Annotated in this window: 19 protein-coding genes and 1 tRNA gene; 7 read left to right on the top strand and 13 right to left on the bottom strand. The window is 73.4% G+C overall.

The features are described 5' to 3' along the window. Nucleotides 1–5 precede the first annotated feature (5 nt). From QRN89_RS12045 to QRN89_RS12060, 4 genes are all read left to right on the top strand, one after another. Nucleotides 6–410: a globin gene (locus tag QRN89_RS12045; RefSeq protein WP_290349344.1), complete on the top strand. Its 405-nt coding sequence runs from the start codon at nt 6–8 to the stop codon at nt 408–410. Between the two features lie 194 nt (nt 411–604). Continuing rightward, entirely contained in the window at nt 605–952 is a 348-nt protein-coding gene (locus QRN89_RS12050; protein WP_290349345.1) for a hypothetical protein, read from the top strand. Between the two features lie 2 nt (nt 953–954). Beyond that, nucleotides 955–1,662 carry an ABC transporter ATP-binding protein gene (locus tag QRN89_RS12055; protein ID WP_290349346.1) on the top strand — a complete coding sequence of 236 codons (708 nt, stop codon included), beginning with the start codon at nt 955–957 and terminating at the stop codon, nt 1,660–1,662. Continuing rightward, complete coding sequence (locus tag QRN89_RS12060) at nt 1,659–3,860, top strand: hypothetical protein (protein ID WP_290349347.1); 2,202 nt, start codon at nt 1,659–1,661, stop codon at nt 3,858–3,860. Before QRN89_RS12055 ends, QRN89_RS12060 begins: the two co-directional genes overlap by 4 nt. A gap of 302 nt (nt 3,861–4,162) precedes the next feature. Here QRN89_RS12060 and QRN89_RS12065 read toward each other — a convergent pair whose 3' ends face one another. The 7 genes from QRN89_RS12065 to QRN89_RS12095 form a co-directional block, all read right to left on the bottom strand. Then, nucleotides 4,163–4,831, bottom strand: coding sequence for a DUF8010 domain-containing protein (locus tag QRN89_RS12065; RefSeq protein ID WP_290349348.1), 669 nt, complete (start codon nt 4,829–4,831; stop codon nt 4,163–4,165). Further along, the gene (locus QRN89_RS12070; protein ID WP_290349349.1) at nt 4,828–5,259 is read right to left on the bottom strand and encodes an acyl-CoA thioesterase; all 432 of its coding nucleotides are present in this window, start codon (nt 5,257–5,259) and stop codon (nt 4,828–4,830) included. The genes QRN89_RS12065 and QRN89_RS12070 overlap by 4 nt, the downstream gene beginning before the upstream one ends. A gap of 8 nt (nt 5,260–5,267) precedes the next feature. Beyond that, nucleotides 5,268–6,932: an energy-dependent translational throttle protein EttA gene (gene ettA / locus QRN89_RS12075; protein WP_290349350.1), complete on the bottom strand. Its 1,665-nt coding sequence runs from the start codon at nt 6,930–6,932 to the stop codon at nt 5,268–5,270. Nucleotides 6,933–7,315: 383 nt separating this feature from the next. Next, on the bottom strand, nt 7,316–8,668 hold the full coding sequence (locus QRN89_RS12080) for a Cys-Gln thioester bond-forming surface protein (RefSeq protein ID WP_435833249.1): 1,353 nt from the start codon (nt 8,666–8,668) through the stop codon (nt 7,316–7,318). A 205-nt stretch (nt 8,669–8,873) separates the two neighbouring features. Beyond that, a complete protein-coding gene (locus tag QRN89_RS35815; RefSeq protein WP_435833250.1) occupies nt 8,874–9,692 on the bottom strand; it encodes a single-stranded DNA-binding protein in 819 nt (272 codons plus the stop codon). Nucleotides 9,693–10,140: 448 nt separating this feature from the next. After that, on the bottom strand, nt 10,141–11,880 hold the full coding sequence (locus QRN89_RS12090) for a YfjP family GTPase (protein WP_435833299.1): 1,740 nt from the start codon (nt 11,878–11,880) through the stop codon (nt 10,141–10,143). A 239-nt stretch (nt 11,881–12,119) separates the two neighbouring features. After that, nucleotides 12,120–13,739, bottom strand: coding sequence for a dynamin family protein (locus tag QRN89_RS12095; protein ID WP_290349353.1), 1,620 nt, complete (start codon nt 13,737–13,739; stop codon nt 12,120–12,122). Between the two features lie 314 nt (nt 13,740–14,053). Between QRN89_RS12095 and QRN89_RS12100 the strand changes: the two genes are divergently transcribed. Beyond that, nucleotides 14,054–14,126 (top strand) — tRNA-Arg (locus QRN89_RS12100). Between the two features lie 116 nt (nt 14,127–14,242). Here QRN89_RS12100 and QRN89_RS12105 read toward each other — a convergent pair. Continuing rightward, a complete protein-coding gene (locus QRN89_RS12105) occupies nt 14,243–14,653 on the bottom strand; it encodes a hypothetical protein (protein ID WP_290349354.1) in 411 nt (136 codons plus the stop codon). 87 nt (nt 14,654–14,740) lie between these two features. On the opposite strand from QRN89_RS12105, the gene QRN89_RS12110 reads away from it, so the two are divergent. Then, complete coding sequence (locus QRN89_RS12110) at nt 14,741–15,172, top strand: alpha/beta fold hydrolase (protein ID WP_290349355.1); 432 nt, start codon at nt 14,741–14,743, stop codon at nt 15,170–15,172. A gap of 112 nt (nt 15,173–15,284) precedes the next feature. Here the strand turns inward: QRN89_RS12110 and QRN89_RS12115 are convergent, their stop codons facing one another. The 3 genes from QRN89_RS12115 to QRN89_RS12125 all read right to left on the bottom strand — a co-directional run bounded on the left by QRN89_RS12115 (nt 15,285) and on the right by QRN89_RS12125 (nt 18,300). Next, on the bottom strand, nt 15,285–15,863 hold the full coding sequence (locus QRN89_RS12115) for a flavoprotein (protein WP_290353674.1): 579 nt from the start codon (nt 15,861–15,863) through the stop codon (nt 15,285–15,287). A 220-nt stretch (nt 15,864–16,083) separates the two neighbouring features. Continuing rightward, a complete protein-coding gene (locus QRN89_RS12120) occupies nt 16,084–17,388 on the bottom strand; it encodes an MFS transporter (RefSeq protein ID WP_290349356.1) in 1,305 nt (434 codons plus the stop codon). Between the two features lie 3 nt (nt 17,389–17,391). Continuing rightward, a complete protein-coding gene (locus tag QRN89_RS12125; RefSeq protein WP_290349357.1) occupies nt 17,392–18,300 on the bottom strand; it encodes an alpha/beta hydrolase in 909 nt (302 codons plus the stop codon). 458 nt (nt 18,301–18,758) lie between these two features. On the opposite strand from QRN89_RS12125, the gene QRN89_RS12130 reads away from it, so the two are divergent. Next, the gene (locus QRN89_RS12130; RefSeq protein ID WP_290349358.1) at nt 18,759–19,250 is read left to right on the top strand and encodes a hypothetical protein; all 492 of its coding nucleotides are present in this window, start codon (nt 18,759–18,761) and stop codon (nt 19,248–19,250) included. A 29-nt stretch (nt 19,251–19,279) separates the two neighbouring features. Here QRN89_RS12130 and QRN89_RS12135 read toward each other — a convergent pair whose 3' ends face one another. Together QRN89_RS12135 and QRN89_RS12140 are read right to left on the bottom strand one after the other, a co-directional pair. Continuing rightward, nucleotides 19,280–19,741, bottom strand: coding sequence for an anthrone oxygenase family protein (locus QRN89_RS12135; RefSeq protein ID WP_290349359.1), 462 nt, complete (start codon nt 19,739–19,741; stop codon nt 19,280–19,282). A gap of 129 nt (nt 19,742–19,870) precedes the next feature. Further along, nucleotides 19,871–21,463: a vWA domain-containing protein gene (locus QRN89_RS12140; RefSeq protein WP_290349360.1), complete on the bottom strand. Its 1,593-nt coding sequence runs from the start codon at nt 21,461–21,463 to the stop codon at nt 19,871–19,873. Nucleotides 21,464–21,518: the final 55 nt, after the last annotated feature.

Here is a 21,518-nt window from a genome sequence, read left to right on the forward strand (position 1 = left end):
GAGCCGTGAACGAGATTCCGCGGGGCACACTTCAGGAGCAGACCTTCTACGAGCAGGTCGGCGGCGAGGAGACCTTCCGCCGCCTCGTGCGGCGTTTCTACGAGGGCGTCGCCGAGGACCCCCTGCTGCGCCCGATGTATCCCGAGGAGGACCTGGGCCCGGCCGAGGAGCGCCTCACGCTCTTCCTGATGCAGTACTGGGGCGGCCCCCGCACGTACAGCGAGAACCGCGGCCACCCGCGTCTCCGTATGCGCCACGCGCCGTTCGCCGTCGACAGGGCCGCGCACGACGCGTGGCTGAGGCACATGAGGGCCGCGGTCGACGAACTCGGCCTCTCCGAGGACCACGAGCGGCAGCTCTGGGACTACCTCACGTACGCCGCCGCCTCGATGGTGAACACGGCCGGCTGAGCTCCCGCGCCGCCCGCGCGCGTCCCGCACGAAGCGTCACCGCCTGGTCACTTCAGGCCACAGCTCGCCGACTTCCGGCCGTCTCGGCCCGCTCCCGTACCTGATCACCGCACCCACCCCATAAGTTCACAGCCGCAACACATCGAACGGGCATCCGCATCCGGCGGGTGCCCTCTTCCTGTGGAGGATTCGACGTGCGTCGGGGAACCTTGCGAGCGGGCGCGGTACTGATCGGCCTGACCACGGCTTTGCTGGGGTCGAGCACGGCGTACGGCGACAACTTCTACGTGTACCAGGGCGACGACTTCGGGTTCATCACGTACAACCACAAGGCCGCCGGGGCCTGCGACCGGGAAGCCGACGGCTTCAACGTCTACGCGAACTTCAAGCGCACCGTCCCGAACACGGTCGCCCGGGTCGAGGAGAAGGACGGCTACTGCAGGACCTCGACGACCGGCACCTACCCCGTCCACCGGATCCAGGCGTGCGAGAACATCCCGGTCTTCCCCGACGCCTGCTCCGCCTGGAAGCAGCACCCGTAGCCATGACCGCCCCCACCCTGGAGGTCCGCGGGCTCACCTGCGCGATCGGCCGGCGCACGCTGCTGCGGGACGCGGACCTGACCGCCCGGCCGGGGACCTCCCTGTCCGTCATGGGACCGAGCGGCAGCGGCAAGTCCACGCTGCTGTCGTGCCTCGCCGGGCTGCACACCCCGCAGGCCGGGACCATCAGGGTGGACGGGACGGACGTCGCCTCGCTGCGGCCCGCGCGGGCCGCGGCGTTGCGGCTGCGCACGATCGGCTTCGTCTACCAGTTCGGCGAACTGCTCCCGGAGTTGAGCGCCGTCGAGAACGCCGCCCTCCCCCTGCTGATCGCCGGCCGGGGACGCCGGGAGGCGTACGGCACCGCCGAGAGCCTTCTCGGCGAACTCGGCGTCGGCGGGGTCGCGGACTCGCCCGCGAGCGTGCTGTCCGGCGGCGAGCGCCAGCGCGTCGCCGTGGCCCGGGCCCTGTCCACGCGGCCGCCGCTGATCCTCGCCGACGAGCCGACGGGTGCCCTGGACGAGCGCACCACCGACGACGTCTGCGAGACGCTGTTCCGGCTGCCCGGCCGGTACGGCTGCGCGCTGGTCGTCGTGACCCACAACCCGGTGGTCGCCCACCACGCCGACCACCGGCTGACCCTGCGCGACGGCACGCTGCACGACTCGACGCCCGGAACCCCACCGGACACCACGACGGCGGAGGCATGACGAGGACCGCGCGGCGCGGCACCACCGCCCAGTTCCTCGCGGTGGGGCGCAGGCTGTCGCCGGTGCACCGTGACCCACGCAACGCGCTCCAGGCACTCTGCCTGGTCCTCGCCGCGATGGGCGCCACCCTGCTGGTCTGGGGACTGCAGGCGACCGACGCCGCCTACGACGGCCGGGACGCGCGGACAGCCGCCCGCCACCCGGTGCGCGCCGCGGCCGAGCCGGGCACCCGACCGACCGCCCGGTGGTGGGAGAGCCGTGACGTGGTCGGCGGCCGGGGCTTCTCCGTCGTGACGATCGAACCCCTCGCCGCGGACGCCCCGCTTCCGCCCGGTCTGCCGCGCTGGCCGGAACCGGGCGAGTCGTTCGTCTCACCCGCCCTGCTCGACGCCGTGCCGGCCGCGTCCACGCGCTACGGGAAGCACGCCGGCGCCATCGCCGCCGAGGGGCTCGCCGAGCCCTCCGAGTTCCTCGTCTACCGCCGGCCACCGCCGGGGACGGCGCTCTCCGCCGGCCCCGGCGGCTTCGCCGGCGTCGTCGGCTACGGAACTCCGCTCCCGGAGGCCTCCGACTTCGCCGGCCAGTCCTTCGACCGGGCCCGGTCCGACGTCCAGTTGCTGATGGCCCCGCTGCTCGCGCTTCCCGTCGTGGTCCTCCTCGTCACCGCCTCGCGGCTCGGCGCCCGGCAGCGCGACCGGCGTCTCGCCGTCCTGCACGCCATCGGTGCCGGACGGTCCGTACGCGCACGGATCGCGGTCGGCGAGTGCCTGGGCCCGCTGGCACTCGGCACCGCGGCCGCGGGCGCTCTGCTGACGGCCGTGACCCTGACCGGCGTACGGCTGCCCGTCACCGGGCACACGATCGCGGCGGCCGATCTCGCGCCCCTGCGCCTGTGGTTCCCGCTCTCCCTGCCACCTGCCCTGACGGTCCTGTGCCTGGCCTTCGCGGCGCTGCATCTGCGCATCCGTCCCGCCGGGGGCAACCGGCCACGGCCGGCGCGGGACCGGCCGTCCGCCTGGCCCGGGTACCTCTGCGGCACCGGCACACTCCTGGCGCTGTGGGGAGCGATGATCGGGCATCTGCCGGGCGTCCGGATCTTCGTGCTCGGCCTGGTCCTCGCCATGGCCGGGCTCCCGCCGCTGCTGGGACGCGCCGCCGCGCGGGCGGCCGTCCGGCTGACCGCGCACGGGCGCGGCGACGCCGCCCGGCTGATCGGAGGGCGCTGGGCATCGGCCCACCCCGGCGTGATCGCCCGGTCCTGCGCGTCGCTCGCCGTGCTCCTGGGCCTGCTGACCCAGGTCCAGGTCCTCATCACGGAGTTGACGTCGGAAGCCCGGCACGCCACTGCGCTCGCCGAACGGCTGGACGGCAGGCTGCTCCACGTCTCCACCGGGACCGGCGACGAGAAGGCGCACACCGCGTTCCTGGCCGCCCTGGGCCCGGAGCACCGCGTGCTCCGTCTGGCTCCGGGCGCCGGGGGCGCACCGCCCGTGCTCCTCGGGCACTGCCGCGATCTGGCGGCCCTGGCCCCCCTGTCCGACTGTCCCGGCACCGAACCCGTGCCCGCAGCCCGGGCGTTCCGGGAACGCACCGCCCGTACCGAGGCCCTGCGCTGGATGAGCTTCGGCGACGTGAACGTAAGGGCCGTCGCGTCTCGCGCCCCGCTCACGGGCGGGGAGGGCGACTACGTGGTGCTGACCCCGAGGTCCGACGGCCGGGAGCACGTCAGCCGGGTGGCGTTCGCGACGCTCGCCGCCCCGTCGGTGGGCGTGCCCGGTGACGAGTTCGTCATCGGCGCGAGCGCCCGCGCCCGTATCGCCGGCTGGGTCCTCCTCCTGGCCGCGCCGGGTTTCGCCCTCCTCGCGGTCACGGGCGCCGCCGGCCTGCTGCACGCCTACCTCGACCGGGCCGACGAACTGCGCCCGCTCGCCGGCTACACCTCGGGCGTACGGTTCCATCTGCGCACCGCGTGGTGGGGCATGGGCGTGCCCACGGCCTGCGCACTGGCCCTGGCGGCGGCGTTCGCCGGGCTGCTCGGGGCCGTCAACCTCGCGTTCCTCGCCCCGTCCGGCGACTCCCCGCTCCCCCTGCTCACCGGCGGGCTGGCGGCGGCCCTGGTGCTGTGCACGGGAGCGACCGTGGCCGGCGGACTGCTGTCGAGCCGCTTCACCCACCGCTGGGTGCCGCGCGGCGACTGAACGGGGAAGGGGCGGGGTGGGTGAGGGGTGGGGGGCGGGTTGAGGTGGGGGGCGGGCCGGTCTCGGCCCCTTGGCCGGGCGGGGGCGTGGCCCGTGGCGGCCGGGCACGAGGCCGGCACCGAACGGGCGCGACCCGGGCGCACGCGGGCCGCGAAGCCGGAACCGGACCGGCGTGGCCCGGGACAGGCCGGACAGGGACAATCGCCCCCGTCACGTAGACCTTGGCGGCCGAGACAGCCTCCGGGACGTCCCCGGAACCGAACGGGGCACGACCCAGGAACAGGCCGGACACGAAGCCGGAATCAGGCAGGGGTGACGTTCAGCGTGCCGAGTCCCGCCCTGCGTACCGCGACCGAGCCGAACGGCGTGCGCAGCCGGAGCCAGCCGCCCGCGGCCAGGAGCGCGGCTCCCGGGACGTCGTCCGGAGTGGGACGGAGGAAGCCCAGCGCCTGGGCGGCGTGCACGGCCCGCAGCGGCAGGCCGGTGTCGTCGAGGGTCCGGGACCAGATCTCGCGGCCGATCCGGTCGCGTTCGGCGCGGGTGCGCCGCTCCACGGGCAACGCCTGGTCACGTGCACGGAACTCGGCGACCGCAGCGGCCACCGCGCCCCGCATCCGGTCGACCGCGGGCAGTCCCGGAAGCTCTCGCCAGCCTCCGCGGGGAGGCAGCACACCGGCCCACGGCGGACCGGTGACGGCGGGCGGCACGGCGAGCGCCGAGCCCTCCACGGACTCCAGCAGTTCACCCGCGGACACGGTGGTGTCCAGCTCGACCGGCTCCGCCAGCCGCGCCGTCCGGATCGCGAGGACCTCGAACGACGGCGGTCGGCCGAACACGGCGAGCGCTCCCCCGCCGGCCTGCAACCGCACCGCGGCGGCCCGGTCGTAGTGGATCAGCCGGCCGAGGAAGGCGGCGAGGTCCGCCGCCTCCCGGCCATCGGCCAACCGCAGGGTCTGCACGGGCGCAGTCATGCCGCGAGCGCGTCCTTCACGCCTTCGTCCAGGTACTCCTGGAGGAAGGACTTCTCCTCGGCGGAGATACGGCGCGGGCGCCCGGCCGCCAGGTCGTACGGGACGACGACGGTCGAGGCCCGGACGTACACCTGGTCCGGGTCCTTGATCTCGTAGGCGATCGTGAGCGACGCCGCACCGATCTTCGTCACCCAGGACTCGACGGTCACCGGCTCGTGGCGGTGCACGAGCGGGCGCACGTAGTCGATCTCATGACGGGCCACGACGGACCCGCCGGAGAACGACGGAGAGCCGTTACCCGGCGCCAGCCGGAACATGAAGTCGATGCGCGCCTCCTCCAGATAGCGGAGGAAGACCACGTTGTTGACGTGCCCGAAGGCATCCATGTCCGACCAGCGCAGGGGACAGCGGTAGATATGGCGAGCCACGTGCTGCCTCAGCCCCGGGTGAGCTTCTTGTAGGTGGCACGGTGCGGACGCGCCGCGTCCGGACCGAGCCGCTCGATCTTGTTCTTCTCGTACGACTCGAAGTTGCCCTCGAACCAGAACCACTTCGAGTCGCCCTCGTACGCCAGGATGTGCGTGGCGACCCGGTCGAGGAACCAGCGGTCGTGGGAGACGACCACGGCGCAGCCCGGGAAGTCGAGCAGGGCGTTCTCCAGCGAGGAGAGCGTCTCCACGTCGAGGTCGTTGGTCGGCTCGTCGAGGAGCAGCAGGTTGCCGCCCTGCTTCAGGGTGAGCGCCAGGTTGAGGCGGTTGCGCTCACCGCCGGAGAGCACACCGGCCGGCTTCTGCTGGTCCGGGCCCTTGAAGCCGAACGCCGACACATAGGCGCGGGAGGGCATCTCGACCTGGCCGACGTTGATGTAGTCGAGCTCGTCCGAGACGACGGCCCACAGCGTCTTCTTGGGGTCGATGTTCTCCCGGCTCTGGTCGACGTAGCTGATCTTGACGGTGTCGCCGACCTTGATCTGCCCGGCGTCGGGCTGCTCCAGGCCCTGGAGCATCTTGAACAGCGTGGTCTTGCCCGCGCCGTTCGGGCCGATGACGCCGACGATGCCGTTGCGCGGCAGCGTGAAGCTCAGGTCGTCGATGAGGACCTTCTCGCCGAAGGCCTTGCTGAGGTTCTCGACCTCGACGACGACGTTGCCCAGGCGCGGGCCCGGCGGGATCTGGATCTCCTCGAAGTCCAGCTTCCGGGTCTTCTCCGCCTCGGCGGCCATCTCCTCGTAACGGGCGAGTCGGGCCTTGGACTTGGCCTGGCGGCCCTTGGCGTTGGAGCGGACCCACTCCAGCTCTTCCTTGAGGCGCTTCTGGCGCTTGGCGTCCTTCTGGCCCTCGACCTTCAGACGCGCGGACTTGTTCTCCAGGTAGGTGGAGTAGTTGCCCTCGTACGGGTGGGCGCGTCCGCGGTCCAGCTCGAGGATCCACTGGGCCACGTTGTCCAGGAAGTACCGGTCGTGGGTGATGGCGACGACGGTGCCGGCGTACTTGGCGAGGTGCTGCTCAAGCCACTGCACGGACTCGGCGTCCAGGTGGTTGGTGGGCTCGTCGAGCAGCAGCAGGTCGGGGGCCTCGAGCAGCAGCTTGCAGAGCGCGACGCGGCGCTTCTCACCGCCGGAGAGGTTGGTGACCGGCCAGTCGCCGGGCGGGCAGCCCAGCGCGTCCATGGCCTGCTCCAGCTGCGCGTCGAGGTCCCAGGCGTTGGCGTGGTCCAGGTCCTCCTGGAGCTTGCCCATCTCCTCCATCAGCGCGTCGGAGTAGTCGGTGGCCATCAGCTCGGCGATCTCGTTGAACCGGTCGAGCTTGCCCTTGACCTCCGCGACACCGTCCTGGACGTTCTCCAGGACCGTCTTGCTCTCGTCGAGCGGGGGCTCCTGCAGCAGGATGCCGACGCTGTAACCGGGCGAGAGGAAGGCGTCACCGTTGGAGGGCTGCTCAAGGCCGGCCATGATCTTCAGCACGGTGGACTTACCGGCGCCGTTCGGGCCGACCACACCGATCTTCGCACCGGGCAGGAAGCTCAGCGTGACGTCGTCAAGGATCACCTTGTCGCCGTGCGCCTTGCGCGTCTTGCGCATGGTGTAGATGTACTCAGCCAAGAGAAACCGTCCGGCAATCAGTGAGTGGGCAGATACACCCCATCTTGCCTGACCGCCACCCCGGGAACGAAACCAGTACGCCCGGGGTCCCACGACCAGCCATACTGCGACCCCCTTCCGCAGTCGCTCTGTCACCCTCGGTCGTCGGCGATCGGCGCCGAAGGCCCCTGCCGCGCGCAGGGCAGGTAGCGGCAGCCCCGAGCGGGTGCGGCAGCCGCCCGCGCCGTGGACGGCGCTCCGGTGCCGCGTCCTGCGGCCTCTCCGATACATGGCGTGCGGGCGGACGCAGTAGCCCGCCCAGTCGAGGCAGGCACGACCCCGGGGCCCGGGACGCCGTGCTCCGGGCCCGCATGCCCGGGTGCCCGGCAGCGCGCCCCGATCGCTCAGTCCTCCGTGGAGGGCGCCTTCTTCCTGCGCACGAACAGGATCGCGGCGCCGCCGACGACCACGAGTCCGATGGCCACGCCCGCGATGATCGGGGTGGCGCCGGAGGCGCCGGTCGCCGCGAGGTTCTCGTCGATGGGCGTTTGCCCGGCCGAGGCCGCGCTGAGCTGGGGCGCCGGCTCGTCCGGGACCGGACCGGCGCTGCCGGTGGTCCTGCAGTCCAGCACGCCCTTGAAGTTCTTCGAGAAACCGCCCGGCCCGGTGATCGTGAAGTCATAGGCCTGGTCCTCGGGCACGGGGACGGCCACGGTGCGGGACTCACCGGGGGCTATCGCGTGCTTGAGACCCAGCAGCTCGAAGGTGAACGTCTCGTCACCCCGGTTGGTGGCGGTGATGTCGATGCCACCCTCGGCACAGTTCTTCTTCGCGGTGAGCGCGGGTATCGCGCCCTTCTTCGCCCAGGTGGCCGCGGCGGTCGCGGAGACGGTGGAGCGGCTGGAGCCGGCGAGGATCTGCGTCTGGCTCTTGGTCACCCCGGAGAACGCCCGGCCCACCGGCACATTGGTGGTGGCCTGCAGGCTCAGGGCGGCCGTGCCGTCGGTGGCACCGGCCGGCACGTCGAAGTACAGCCTGCTGCCGTCGACCGCGGTGGTGACGGGCCGACCCGCCTGGTCCGTCACGATGACACCGCTGGCCGCGGAGTCCGCGGGCGGGGTCACGGTGACCCGGTCGGCGTCGGTGCGGACCGTGATGGGGCCGAGCCGCCCGCCGGCCTTCCCCGAGACCGCGTTCGGCTCCAGGCTCAGCGAGGCACGGGGCTCCCCGACGTTCCTGGCCTTCTTCTCCAGCCAGTCGGCGAGCTGCTCCGCCGCGGGGTCGAGCGCCTCGACCTCGGCCCCGTCCGAGTACCGCCAGATCGCGACCTGGGTGCCGGCCGCCGCCGTCCGCTCGGTGAGCGGTCCCGTGCCCGCCCTCTCGGCCAGCGCCGTGAGGTCGTCGACCTGCGGATAGGAGTGCTGCAGGATCCACCGGATCTTCCCGGCGCCGCCGTTGGCGCCGAGCGAGGTCTGCTCCCAGGGGGTCTCCAGGTACTTGGCCTGCTCCTGCGTGGGGTTGTGGATGTCGATGCAGTACGTCTTGAGTCTGCCCCCACCGTCGACGGTCATCTCGAAGAGCCCGGCGGGGAGTTCGTGCCGCTGTCCGCCGTCGTGCAGAACGGCCCGGTCGAAGGTGGTCAGGCCGTCCAGAGTCGCGGAGGCGCCACCCTGGTGCTGGGGGATGTCCTCGGCGGCGGCCGGCCCCGCGGAGGCCATGGCACACGCCGCGAACAGACCCGACACCAGAGCCGTCACGGCGAGCCGGGCGGCGCCCCGCCCGCATACAGAGAGCGCAGTAAACACAGAATTCCCCTTCGGGCGAGGCCGTTTCGCGTGGGGTGCGTGGGGGGAGTGCCTCGCCGGCAGACTCAAGTGCCCCGTGATTACTGAGGAATCCTAAGGACGTGGTGCGACCCGATCCCCCGTCATGCCGTCAGATAACCATTCCGAATCGGAATCGTTATCGCCGACGACGCACCCCCCGTTCGGCTGTCGACAAATCTCCACAGCCGCAGTTCAGGACGGTCGGAGGACACCGTCCGAAGCCCCGATCCGAGCGCCGGGGACCGTGCCGGAAAGGGCTCCCGAACCGGCGTGTGCGGACGCCGGGAGAGTCGCGGCGACCTCCGTGCCCCACAGGCTCCCGGTCGCCGTCGCGGTCGCCGAAGCGGCACGGGACCGGCTCGAACGCGTCCGCCCCAGCCGCCTCGAGCGGGTGGGAAAGCGGCGACGGTGCCGACGGGGTCGGGGAACCGTGAACGCCCGTGGCCGGGACCGTCGAGGACGCCGCTCCGGTCGATGTCGCGCTGGTCGTCGGGGTCGTCGGCGCCGTGGGAGGCATGGGCACCGCCGAGGGCACGGGAGGCGGCGGGCCCATGCCGGGTGCGGCCACGGCCGGTTGGCCCGCCGGCGGCGCCTCCGTTCTCGTCACACGGCGGAACGCCGAGGTACCGCGCGTGAGATCGTGCCCGGCCGCCATCGCGTCGACGTCGACCGAGGTCCTGAGCTTGCCCTCCCACTCCTCCTCGCGCACCCTCAGACGGCCGTGCACCACGAGCGGTTCGCCCACCCCGACCGATGCCGCGAGATTCGCGCCCAGCGCCCGCCAGGCCCACACCGTGTAGAAGCTCGTGGGCCCGTCGGTCCAGGCGTCACGCTGCCGGTCCCACCGCCGAGAGGGCACCGCGAACCGGAAACGCGCCCTGCCCCCGGTCGCGGACTCGCGGTATTCCACGGCCGTCGCGACATTCCCCACCAGTGTCACCATCACGTCACTCATGACGATCCCCCTGCCTCGTTGTCCCGTATCCGGTGTCCGCGCGCCGCCGCGCCGACGGATCCCATGCTGGGCCGTCGGGCGAATTCCCGCCGACGCCTGTGGACACGGGCACGACTGTGGAAAACCCCGCCACCCTCTCGGGTGACGGGGTCCCCGTGGGAGCGTCCCGGCGGCCTTTCCCACGGCCGTTCCTCGGTCTCTTCCGCAGCCTTTCCCACGACTGGTCCCCAGGGCTGCTCCCACAACCGTTCCCTCGGCCGTTCCCTCGGCCGTTCCCTCGGCGGGCCGGAAGCCGTTTCCGGCAGCCTTCGGCGTCCCTTCCCGGCGGTCCGCCGCCTCCACGCCGTCCTTCCGCAGGCCCCGCACCACCCCGGTCAACCGCCGGGCGGCCTCCCCCGCGCGGCGGCACGCCGCCCCGGTCGGTCCGCGACGGCCCCCGGCCGACGGCTCACCGCCGGAAGGACACGACCCCGTACTGTTCCCGCACCTCGCGGTAGCGCAGCAGCTCCGCCGCGATCGGATCCAGCACCTTCGCCCGGCCGCACGCCGCCGCGGCCTCCCGCAAGCGCCGCTCGGCATCCTGGCCGTACCGTCTCGCGGGTCCCTTGGCGGCTGCGGCACACGCCCACTCCACCAGCGGCCCGCCGATGATCCCGGCCAGCATGACCAGCACCGGCGGGAGCAGCCCCGGCTCCAGGACGCCGATGATCTGGCCCACCAGCCAGAGCCCTCCGAGGATCTGCAGCAGCGTCATGCACGCCTGGACGAGCACCGCGGCCGGCCACCACGCCGGCCGGGGCAGTCGGCCGCTGGGCGTACCCAGCTCGGCGGCCAGGTCGTCGAGCTCCTCGGGGAGTCCCTCCGCACCGCGCACCGCCGCCTCCCGCACGGCCTGCGCCCACGGAGCCGGCAGCCCGTGGGCCGCGTCGTCGACCACCGTCCGTACCGCCTGCTCGACCCGCTGACGGGCCGTGAGCTCCTCCTCCGCCGGTTGCGCGGGCTGGGGCAGACCCCCGCCGGGCATACGGACGCGCTCGTACCAGCGCCACAGCCGCAGCCACGGCGTGCCGCAGGCCCGTCCGGCGTTCCTGCGCCAATGGCGCTCGGCCTCCTCGCCGACGGCGGTGGCGCCGACCGCGTTCGCCAGCCGGGCCGTGAAGTCGTCGCGGGCGCGCTCGCTGAGGCCGGGCCGGCCGTCGGCCACGTACATGGACCGCAACCGGCCCGCCGCCGCGTCGATGTCGGCGGAGACACGACGGGCCGCGGCGGTCTTCTCCTGGACCAGCCGCCCGAGCAGCTCGCGCAGCTCGCCGACGCCCTCACCGGTCAGAGCCGACAGCGCGAGCACGGTCGCGCCCGGCTCGCCGTGCTCGCCGACCGCCATCCCGTCCTCGTCGAGCAGCCTGCGCAGATCGTCCAGCACCTGGTCGGCGGCGTCGCCCGGCAGTCGGTCGATCTGGTTGAGGACGACGAAGGTGATCTCGGCGTGGCCCGCGAGCGGCCGCAGATAGCGCTCGTGGAGTGCCGCGTCCGCGTACTTCTCCGGGTCGACGACCCAGATGACCGCGTCGACCAGCTTAAGCACCCGGTCGACCTGTTCCCGGTGGACCGTCATCGCCGAGTCGTGGTCGGGGAGGTCCACCAGGACGAGGCCCTGCAGTGCCTCGTCTCCGCTGCCCCCGGCGAGGGGCCTGCGGCGCAGCCGGGGCGGGATGGCCAGCCGGTCGAGCAGCCCGGCGGCCCCCTCGGACCAGCTCAGGGAGATCGGCGCGGACGTCGTCGGACGGCGCAGCCCGGTCTCCGAAATCGGCACCCCGGCCAGGGCGTTGAAGAGCGTCGACTTTCCGCTGCCGGAGGCGCCCGCGATGGCGACGACGGTGTGCCGGGCCGACAACTGCTGTCGCGCCGCCGCCTCGTCGAGCACCCGGCCCGCCTCGGCCAGGGCCTTCTCGTCGAGTCGGGTACGGGAGAGCCCGACGAGTTCGCGGAGCGCGTCCAGCCTGCTGCGCAGGGGGGCGGCGTACGGGCCGCCGATGGGGACGTGCCGTTCCTCGCCGACCAGCGAGCCGTCCTCCCCGGCGAGCTCCGACGGGTCGACCGCGCGGCGGGCGATGAGACCGTCGGCCCATTGCTCCCCTTCGCCGTCGTCGGGAGCGCCGGGCGACCGCCCGTCCTCGCTCTTCTCCACGGTCCGTGACGACGGGGACGTGTCCCCGGCGTCATCGGAGCTCCCGTGCTCGCCGTCGGGACGGGCCTCCTCGCCCAGCCGGCCGACTGCCCCCGGGGGCCCGCCCGGCGCAGTGCCGGCCGCGGCGCCTTCCTGCGCCCCCGGCTCGCTCTCCGTCCCGGACGCGTCCCCGGACGCCTTCCCGGTTCCGGTCCCCGAGCGACGGCCCTCGGTCTCGCCAGTGACTGCGGTCACCGCGGTCACCTCTCCTTCTGCAGTACGGACAGCGCGGCGATCAGCTCGGCCTGCGGCTCCGGGCACAGTTCGAGGGAGTCGAGCGGCGCGAGGCGCCGGTCGCGCTCCTCGTTCATGACACGTTCGATGCAGGTGGTGACGAGCTCCCCGCCCCTGTCGCGCAGCCTGAGCGCGCCCTGGGCGCCCATCCGCTCCGCCAGCATCTCCCCCGCGGCCCTGGCCCGCCTGCCGCCGAGCAGAGCGGTGGCGAGCAGTGCGGCGACCGTCTCCGGGTCGGGGGCCGCTGAGCGTTCCATCGCGCGGACCTCCTCCTCGGCGAGCTCCTCGATGACCCGCCGCCAGCGCCGTACGGCCATGCCGATGCGCTCGGGGGTCTCCCCGTCGGCGCGTGCGTGCCGGGCGAGTGCGGGCCCGGCCGGTTCGCGCCGCCATGACTCGTGGAGCCGCTCGTCCGCGGCGGCGACGGCGCACTGCAGCAGCGCGGTCAGGCTCTCCGCCAGCGCGTCGAGGAGTTCACCCGCCGAGCTGTCGCGCGGATAACCCCGCCATCGCGTCCGGGCGTCCCCTGCGAGGACGGAGCCGCGCTGCACCTGCTTGCGCACCCGCTCGGTCTCCACGCCGTATGCCGCCTCGACCGCGGCGGAGAGGCGCACGGCGGCGGCGTACTGCGCGGCCACGGCACCCGCGAGCTCCGGCATCCGGACGTTCAGCGAGTCGATGACACCGGCCGCGGTGCGGACGACCGTCTGCTGGCGCGCGGCGGGGTCCAGTGCCCGGTGCGCCAGCCAGTCGCGGAGCGCGGCGACCGCGGTGTCCGGGAGCAGCCCCCGGCCACCGCCCGCGGACTCGGGCAGCTCCGGGATCGTGAAGCGCGGTACGTGCCCGAGCCCCGCCTTCGTCAGCAGGGCCGCGTACTGCCGGGACACCTCGTTGATCACCTGGTGCGGCACCCGGTCGAGCACGGTCACGAGCATGGCGTCGTACTCCTTGGCCGTGCGGAGCAGATGCCAGGGGACGGCGTCCGCGTACCGGGAGGCCGTGGTGACCATGACCCAGACGTCGGCTGCGCAGATCAGCTCGGCGGCCATGATCCGGTTCTCGACGACGAGGGAGTCGATGTCGGGCGCGTCGAGCAGGGCCAGCCCCGGCGGCAGCGACGCCGCGGTCTCGATCCGCAGCGCCCTCTCCTCCGGCTTGGTCTTGGTCTTCGTCCGGCCGCGCACGGCTCCGGGCGACTGCTCCGTCTCGTCCTGCTGCGGCAGCCAGACGCGGGTGAAGTTCGGCAGTACGCGCGTATCGGCGAACCAGGGGCGATCGTCGGGGTGGCAGACGAGGACGGGTGTGCGGGTGGTCGGCCTCAGCACCCCCGCCTCGGTCACCCGCCGCCCGACAAGGGAGTTGACCAGCGTGGACTTGCCGGCGCCCGTCGACCCGCCGATGACCGCGAGCAGCGGCGCGTCGGGGTTTTTCAGCCGGGGCACCAGATAGTCGTCGAGCTGCGCGAGCAGCTCGGCTCTCGTCTGCCGCGCCCGCGGAGCACCTGGAAGGGGGAGTGGAAGACGCACGGCTGCGACTCGGTCGCGCAGGGCGGAGAGTGCGTCGATGAGCTGAGGCCGTACTTCCATGGTCACCACATGCGAAGAATGCCCAACTTTAGAGGTTTTTTGAAGCGTATGAGCCCCCCTGCGCGCCGATCAGGCAGACGGGACAGACGGGACGAGTGGGGCGCAGGCATAACGAGTGCACAACACCCGAGGTGTGACGTGAAAAAAGCGCTGCGAGAATCGCATCTGCCTGCGATTATCGGTTCGCTTCACCGAACCTCCACATCGTGCCACGCAGGTGAAGCATCCGGGGCAGGGCGATCGGAGCCCTATCCTTGTCCCGGCAAGGTCACGGCCGACCCACCAGGGGCTCCAGGCCACCGAGGCCACATCGGGCCCCCGTAGCTCAGTGGATAGAGCAGGCGCCTTCTAAGCGCTTGGCCGCAGGTTCGAGTCCTGCCGGGGGCGCACAGCGCGTACGGCCCGCAGGCCCTCCCACCGGGAGGGCCTTCTTGCTGGTCAGGGGGACTTTAGCGGGCGGGTGGTAGTGGACGCGTAAGCGCCGGACACCAACACGGCGTGCCCTACTCGCGGGCGGCCGCCCCGGCCCCGTGTCGTTTCGCGGAGGCGATCACGGCGGACACGGCGGTGGTCGCGACGAGGCTCCCCACCATCACCATCCCCGCACCGACCGCGTAGAGGCCGCTGGCGTCGTCCGACCAGTCGACGAAGGCGGCGGCGGTCAGGCCGGCCGTGGTGCCCAGCACGGCGCCTGCGATGTGGCCCCGGGACGCGGCCCAGTACACCGGCGCCGACAGGGTCAGTACCAGGCCGATCACCTGCCACGCCTGGTACGGGCCGGTCGTCGTGCCATCGGGGTGCACGTCACGGTGCTGGTCCCAGCCCAGCCAGACGGCCCACAGCGCCGACGCCGCGAGGGCCGGCACGGCGAACCCCGGCAACCGGGGAACCAACTTCAGGAGTCGTTGTCGCATGGCCCGAGCCTTCCGGCACGCTCCGCCGACAGGCCAGAGCGCACGTACTCAGTCCCGTCCGAGTACTTCGACCGGTACGCCTACGTCATGGGATCCCGCCCGCAGTCCCTCGCCGCACTCGCGGACTCCCCCGTCGGCCTCGCCGCCTTCCTCCTCGACCACGACCGCGACAGCCTCGCCCTGATCAGCCGCTCCTTCGCGGGCCACGACGAGGGCCTCACCCGCGACGACGTGCTGGACAACATGACCCTGTTCCGGCTGACCAACACCGCCCTGCCCGCCGCGCGCCTGTACGCCGAGAACACCGCCCCCTTCTTCGGCGCCAAGGGCGTCACCCTCCCCGTCACCGTCAGCGTCTGTCCCGACGAGCTCTACCAGGCGCCGCTCAGCTGGGCCCAGCAGGCCTACCCAAACCTGGTCCAGTACAACTGGCTGCCCAAGGGTGGCCACTTCGCCGCCTGGGAGCAGCCGGAGCTCTTCGTCCAGGAAGTCCGCACCGGTCTCCGGTCGCTCCGCTAGACCACCCCTCCGCCGCCTCCGTCAGGCGAGGGGCGGGCCCGGCACCCACGCGGTGCGCCAGCGGGCGTGAGCGGGGAGAGGACCGGCGGTGCCGGCCGTCCCGGGTCCGCGTTCAGGGAGCCGGTCTCGGCGCGAGCAGTTCGAGCGCCTCCTCCCAGCGGAACACATCGGCACCACCGGTCTCCGGCCGCGCGGACGGCTCATGGGAACCGATCAGCACACCCATCTCCCGCAGCCGGTCCAGGCTCTGGCGGTAGGCGGGGTGGGCGGCCTGGGCCGCGTTGAGGCACGGCAGCACGGCGATCGGGACGCCGGAGCCGTACGCCTCGCACAGGATGCCCAGGGCCAGGGTGTCGGAGATCCCGGCCGCCCACTTGTTGAGGGTGTTGAAGGTGGCCGGGGCCACCGCTATCGCGTCCGGGGGAGGCAGCGGGCGCGGGTCGCCGGGCCGTCGCCAGGCCGAGCGGACCGGGTGGCCCGTCAGGGCCTCGACGGCGTCCCGGTCGATGAAGTCCAGGGCCTGGGGGGTGGCGACGACCCCGACGTCCCAGCTCCGTTCCTGCGCCGCGGTGATGAGCTTGCCGACGCCTCCCGCGACCCCCGCGGCGCAGACGACGACGTACAGGACCGGCTTCCCGCGGGACCCGGACCGCCCGGGGGCGGCGTGCTGCGCGGGCCGGCCTGACGGCACGGGTTCGCTGGGCTGGTTCGGCTGGTCGCTCACGTGGGTCCCCCGGTCGGCGGCTGAGGCGGTACGGCTGCAGGCAGGGTAAGCGCACCGGTGACGCCGCCCGTACGGCCGTGCCCGACGGGACGGAGACGCGGATGCGTTCGCCGACAACGGCAGCCGCCGCCGGGACGGCGGTCGCCGGGGCCGCCCGCTCCCCGGCCCTGCGGTACGGCCGGCCACGTCAGACCGTCGGGTCCCGTTCCCTCCCGTGCGCGGACGCCTCTGCCTCCGGCGGCTCCGCTTCCCCCGGTGCGTCCGGCGAGTCCCCGGCTTCCGGGTCCGGGGACGCACCCCGCGCCGTCGCCCGCTCGACCAGCAGCGCCGCGACCGCGGCGGCGAGCGACGCCAGACCGCCCACCACCAGCCCGGAACGGGCGCCGAAACGCTCGGCGAGCCAGCCGGTGCCCAGGGCGCCCAGCGGCGTGGACCCCTGGACGATCAAGGTGTACAGCGCCATGACCCGGCCGCGGTAGCGCGGGTCGCTGCCCAGCTGGATGCGGTGGTTCGCCGCCTGGACGAAGTAGATCGAGGCGAAACCGGTGAGCGCGAGCAGCACCATGGCGGCCATGAAACCCGGCGACCAGCCCGCCACCGTCTCCAGCACCCCGAACAGGAGCGCCGACACGACCACCGTCCGGCCGGACGGGCGGCCGCGGCGCGCGGTGGTGACGAGGGCGGCCGCGAGCGAGCCGGCCGCGAACGCCGTGGTCAGCAGCCCGAACGCATCCGCGTCCGCCCCGAAGACGGTCTTCGCCAGCAGCGGGAGGGTGAGCTGGAAGTTCAGCCCGCACAGACCCACGACCCCGAGCAGCGCGAGTGGCAGCACCAGATCCGGCCGGGCCAGCACATGGCGCAGCCCGTCCACGATCCGCGCCCGGCTCTCCGGGGCGCTTCGGTACAGCTCCTCGGGACGCATCATGCGCAGCGCCACCACCGTCGCCAGATAGCTCGCCGCGTTGAGCAGCATCACCCAGCCCGTGCCCAGGGTGGCGATCATCAGCCCGGCCAGGGCCGGTCCGACGACACGGGCGGTGCTGAAGTACGCGGCACTCAGGGCCGAGGCGTTCGGGAGCAGTTCCGCCCCCACCATCTCGCTGACGAACGACACCCGGGCGGGCACCTCGACCGCGTTGACGACGCCGAGGGCCAGGGCGAACAGGCCGATGTGCCACAGGCGTACCGCCCCGCTCAGCACGAGCGCGGCGAGCAGCAGGGCGAGGACCGCCGAGACCGCGTTGGCCACCGTGAGCAGGAGCCGCTTGTCGTGGCGGTCCGCCAGGCGCCCGCCGAGGAGGGTGAGGAGGAGCAGCGGGGCGAACTGCAGGGCCGTCACCACGCCGAGCGCACCGGCGGAGTCGTCCGTCAGGGCGAGAACCAGCCAGTCCTGGGCGACGATCATCATCCAGGTGCCGGCCACGGACACGACCTGGCCGGCGGCGAAGAGCCGGAAGTTGCGTACCGTCAGCGAACGGAACGGGCCCGTCACGGATCAGACCGCCGCCGCGTGCTCGGGCGGCGCGCCGGACACGTCCCGCCCGCCGCCGGCGGACTGCAGGCACTCCTCCAGGAAGCCCAGCGCCCGCAGGTGGTAGGCGCGCGCCGCCCATCCGAGGCTGATGTTGTGGCCCGCGCCCGGCAGCCGGTCCACCACGGTCCGCGGCGCGGCGAGCTGCGCGGTCAGCTCGGCGACGGCCTCCTCGTCATGGCGCCACCACGCCTCGAACTCGGCGAAGGTCAGCCGGACGGGTACGCGGACGTCGGCGGCGACTGCGGGGAACTCCTCGGGCCAGCGGGCCGCTTCGGCGCGCTCCCGCGCCGGCATCCCGGCCACGACCGAGGCGGCGGTGGTGAAGGTCTCCGGCGGGTAGAGGCTGAGCGGCCCCCAGTTCAGCCTGCGGCTTCCGTGGCCGCCCTCGTCGGGCAGTTCCTCCGGGGTGACGTCGTAGCGGTGGCCGCAGCCGGAGACGTCCAGCCCGAGCAGCAGGTCGTGGACGCCCCGCGCGGCCGCCGTCAGCGCGAGCTTGCCGCCGTAGGAATGTGCGAGCAGGAACAGGCCCGCGCCATGGGGGTGGACGGAGGTGAAGCCGCGCAGCGCGGCGCTCAGCGAGGTGGCCTGCTCGGCCAGGGTCTGGCCCTCCGGCAGCCGTTCGGCGGAGGCTCCGTAGCCGGGGCGGTCCAGTGCGAGGACGGTGTAGCCGAGGCGGGCGCCGAGCGTGAGCAGGGACAGGCCGGGGTCCGCCTGGCCGTCGAAGTAGCCGGCGTTCATGCCCCCGCCGTGCAGGGCGACGACCGTGGCGCGCGGGGTCCCGGCGGGGACGGCCAGCAGGGCGGAGAGCGGCAGGCCGTCGGCGTCCAGGGTGATGCGCCGCACTCCTCGGGAGTGGAGGGGACGGGACATGGCTGCTCCTCGGGAGGGTCGGCGTACGGGACGGGGCGCCGGGTGGGCCCGGAGCCTCACGGGGCGGAGGGCGGCGGGCCTTCCCGTCGTGGCGGGTGCGCTCCGCGGTGGGCCGCGGACCCGGGTGCGCGGTGGGGCACGGGCGCGGCGCCGCCGTGGGCCGCGGGCGCGGAGCCGTGCCGGGGTGCGGGGTCCCGGTGTCGGGTGCGGACGGGAAGGAGCACGGGACGACCGTATGCGCATCCCTGTTCACGGCACCGTCACCACGGCACGACCACGGCGGGGCGGCTCACCCGCTCGGAGCAGCGCGAGTCGCGGGACGCCCGCACGGAGGGCCCCTCGGGCGGGTGGCGCAGGGTGGCTTGTCCGGTTCGGGCGGGTAGGCAACACGGGGTAACATGCGGGGCTTTGGGGTCCGGATGGATCCGGTGGGGACACGAGCGCAGGAGGAACGACACATGGCGCCCACTCCCCGGCCAGGCGTGCTCGCACTGCTGACCGAACTGACCGGCGATCTGCCCCCGGACCGGGCCGGCGCGCTCTGGCGTCTGGCGGAGGAGTCACGGCAGCTCGACGCGAACGTGGTGCGGTTGCCCGCCGGCGGCCGGATCGCCGGGCATGTGGAACCCGATCTGGACGTGCTGCTGTACGTGGCCGCGGGGGACGGGGTGCTCGAACTGGAGGGCCGGTCTCAGGACGTGGTCGCGGGCTCCGTGGTGTGGCTGCCGCGCGGCAGCCGGCGGGCGCTGCGGGCGGGGCCCGGGGGTCTGGTGCAGCTGAGCGTTCACCGGCGGCGTCCCGGACTCGCCATCAAGACGGCCGCCGCGACGTCCGAGGGAGGCGAGGCCGCCTGTCTGCTGGACCGGGTCTGCACGGATTGCGGACGTCTGGCGGTCGAGTCCGACGCCCGGTACTGCAGCCGGTGCGGGGAGGAACTGCCCGGCCGCTGAACCCGGTCCGGGGGTGCCTTCCCGAGGCGTCAGGCCAGCGCGGCGCCGACGAGGAGGACGAACGCGGCCAGGGCCAGGGCGGTACGGATGCGGTGGTAGCGGTTCCACTTGGCCTCGAAGGCGGCGCGGACCTCGGAGTCCGGCGACGGTTCCGAGGAGGCCAGCGCGTTGTTCAGCGGAATGTTCCCCGCGATGGTGACGAGGTGGTTCAGCGCGGCGCACACGAGCCCCGCCGCCACCAGCCACGTCCGGGTGCCCGAGCCGTCCTCGCCCGGCACGGCGAGGGCGGCGGCCGGGAACACGATCACGGTCAGGAAGACGACCAGGAACACCGGCCGCGGGACCTCTTCGTTGATCCGGCGCATCGCGGGGACGAACCGGTCGTCGGAGAGCCTGGCGAGCGCGGGCATCACACCGGTCTGGAAGATCAGCATGAAACCCGCGTACAGACCCGTCGCGATGACGGCCAGGGCGAGCAGCAGGTCGGCCATGGCGCTCATCATGGCGCCAACCGGGCCGCACCGCAGCCCACTTGCGGGGCCGCGGTTCGACCGAGACGGCGGGCCGGCCCGGTGGAAGGTGCCCTCGACCGGCCCGCCGTCGTCCCGTTCCTCCCGGCCTCAGTCCAGGAGCCGGTCCGCGCCGCGGATCGACTCGGCGAGCTGGCGCACGGAGGCGTCCTCCGTGCGGCGGGCCAGTCCGTCCGCCCGTTCCGCCAGGTCGGCCAGCCGGGGCGCGCCGGGGGTCTCCGCCCCTCGCAGCCGCTGGGCGAAGTACGCGGCCGCGGCGCTGATCTGGAGGCGCGGCGGGGTGCCGCGCGCCCACAGATCACCGTCGAGCCGGTCCGCCCCGACGGTGCCCGTCGCCTCGTGCGGCGCCCTGGTGCGCGGGTCGAGCCAGCGGACGGTCGCCGTGGCGACGCGCCCGGACGCGCCTTCCTTGAGCCGCACCGCGTACAGCGCCGTCACCGCGTGGCCGGGGCCGACCTCGCCGCCGTCCACCCGGTCGTCGCGGAAGTCCTCGTTGTCGACGTGCCGGTTCTCGTATCCGACGAGGCGGAACTCGCGGACCGTCCCCGGGTCGAAGGCGACCTGTGCCTTGGCGTCGCGGGCGCGCAGTTCGATGTGGGCGGGGAGCTGGTCGACGAAGACCTTCCGGGCCTGGGCGGGGGTGGAGACGTACGTGGTGTGCCCGTCGCCGCGGTTCGTGAGCCGTTCCATCAGCTGGTCGCCGTACTCGCTGCCGACCCCGACGCCGAAGAGGGTGATGCCGAACTCCTTCCGTGCGCTCCCGATCCGCTCCAGGATGGCGTCCGCCTCGGTCTCGCCGGTGTTGGCGAGTGCGTCGGAGAGGAGCACGACGCGGTTGTTGGCGCCGCGCCTGCGGCCCTCGACGGCCACGTCGTAACCGGTGCTGACACCCGCTTCCACGTTGGTGGAATCGGTCGGCTCCAGGGAGGCGACGACCTCGTGGACCCGGTCGCGGTTGCCGGCGAGACGGGTCATCGGCAGCCGGGTCTCGGCCTCGTCGCTGAAGGTGACGACCGCGAGGGAGTCGTCGTCGCGGAGCTGGTCGGTGAGGATGCCGAGGGATTCCTTGACCAGGTCGAGCCGGCCCGGCTCGGCCATCGACCCGGAGATGTCGACGACGAACGTCAGTGCGGCCGGGGGGCGTTCGGCGGTCCTGCTCGACGGGCGCGTGGCCAGTCCGACCCGCATCAGCGACCAGTCGCCGCCGTCCCCGCTCTCCACGCGCGCACCGTCCACGGTCACGGAGAAGCCGTTGCCCTCGGGGCGCGGGTAGTCCTGGCGGAAGCTGTTGACGAACTCCTCGGGCCGTACCGAGCCGGGCTCCGGCAGCCGGCCGGCGGCAAGTGTCCGGCGCGCGTAGCCGTAGGAGGCCGTGTCCACGTCCAGGGCGAAGGTGGACACGAGGTCCGGTGCGGGGACGGCGTCGCGCTCCTCCTCGCCCTGGGTTCCGTCCGCCGTGTCGTCCCGGTCGCCCTCGGCGACGCGGCCGCCCCCGTCCGGTGTCACGGGCGCGGGAGCCCCGTCCGCGCGGCGCTGGGCGCCGTCCGCCGAAGTGCCGTCGGACTGTGCCCCCGTCCCGCAGCCCGTCAGCAGCACCGCCCCGGCGAGCAGCGCCACCAGCGCTGCCCTCCTGCCGGCACGTACGCCTGACTCGGCCGATCGCGTCCTCGTCCAGGCTGTCATGCTCCACCCCCTGAAATCGTCAGCACTTGTGAATGTGACGTCCGGGGCGGCCGGA

It is taken from the genome of Streptomyces sp. HUAS CB01 (assembly GCF_030406905.1).
GTDB lineage: Bacteria > Actinomycetota > Actinomycetes > Streptomycetales > Streptomycetaceae > Streptomyces > Streptomyces chengbuensis.

Excerpts from the sequence above, each read along its gene's own strand:
- QRN89_RS12055 (WP_290349346.1), top strand. The coding sequence starts at position 955 with ATGACCGCCCCCACCCTGGAGGTCCGCGGGCTCACCTGCGCGATCGGC.
- QRN89_RS12060 (WP_290349347.1), top strand. The coding sequence starts at position 1,659 with ATGACGAGGACCGCGCGGCGCGGCACCACCGCCCAGTTCCTCGCGGTG.
- QRN89_RS12065 (WP_290349348.1), bottom strand. The coding sequence starts at position 4,831 with ATGACTGCGCCCGTGCAGACCCTGCGGTTGGCCGATGGCCGGGAGGCG.
- QRN89_RS35815 (WP_435833250.1), bottom strand. The coding sequence starts at position 9,692 with ATGAGTGACGTGATGGTGACACTGGTGGGGAATGTCGCGACGGCCGTG.
- QRN89_RS12095 (WP_290349353.1), bottom strand. The coding sequence starts at position 13,739 with ATGGAAGTACGGCCTCAGCTCATCGACGCACTCTCCGCCCTGCGCGAC.
- QRN89_RS12105 (WP_290349354.1), bottom strand. The coding sequence starts at position 14,653 with ATGCGACAACGACTCCTGAAGTTGGTTCCCCGGTTGCCGGGGTTCGCC.
- QRN89_RS12110 (WP_290349355.1), top strand. The coding sequence starts at position 14,741 with ATGGGATCCCGCCCGCAGTCCCTCGCCGCACTCGCGGACTCCCCCGTC.
- QRN89_RS12125 (WP_290349357.1), bottom strand. The coding sequence starts at position 18,300 with ATGTCCCGTCCCCTCCACTCCCGAGGAGTGCGGCGCATCACCCTGGAC.
- QRN89_RS12130 (WP_290349358.1), top strand. The coding sequence starts at position 18,759 with ATGGCGCCCACTCCCCGGCCAGGCGTGCTCGCACTGCTGACCGAACTG.
- QRN89_RS12135 (WP_290349359.1), bottom strand. The coding sequence starts at position 19,741 with ATGGCCGACCTGCTGCTCGCCCTGGCCGTCATCGCGACGGGTCTGTAC.
- QRN89_RS12140 (WP_290349360.1), bottom strand. The coding sequence starts at position 21,463 with ATGACAGCCTGGACGAGGACGCGATCGGCCGAGTCAGGCGTACGTGCC.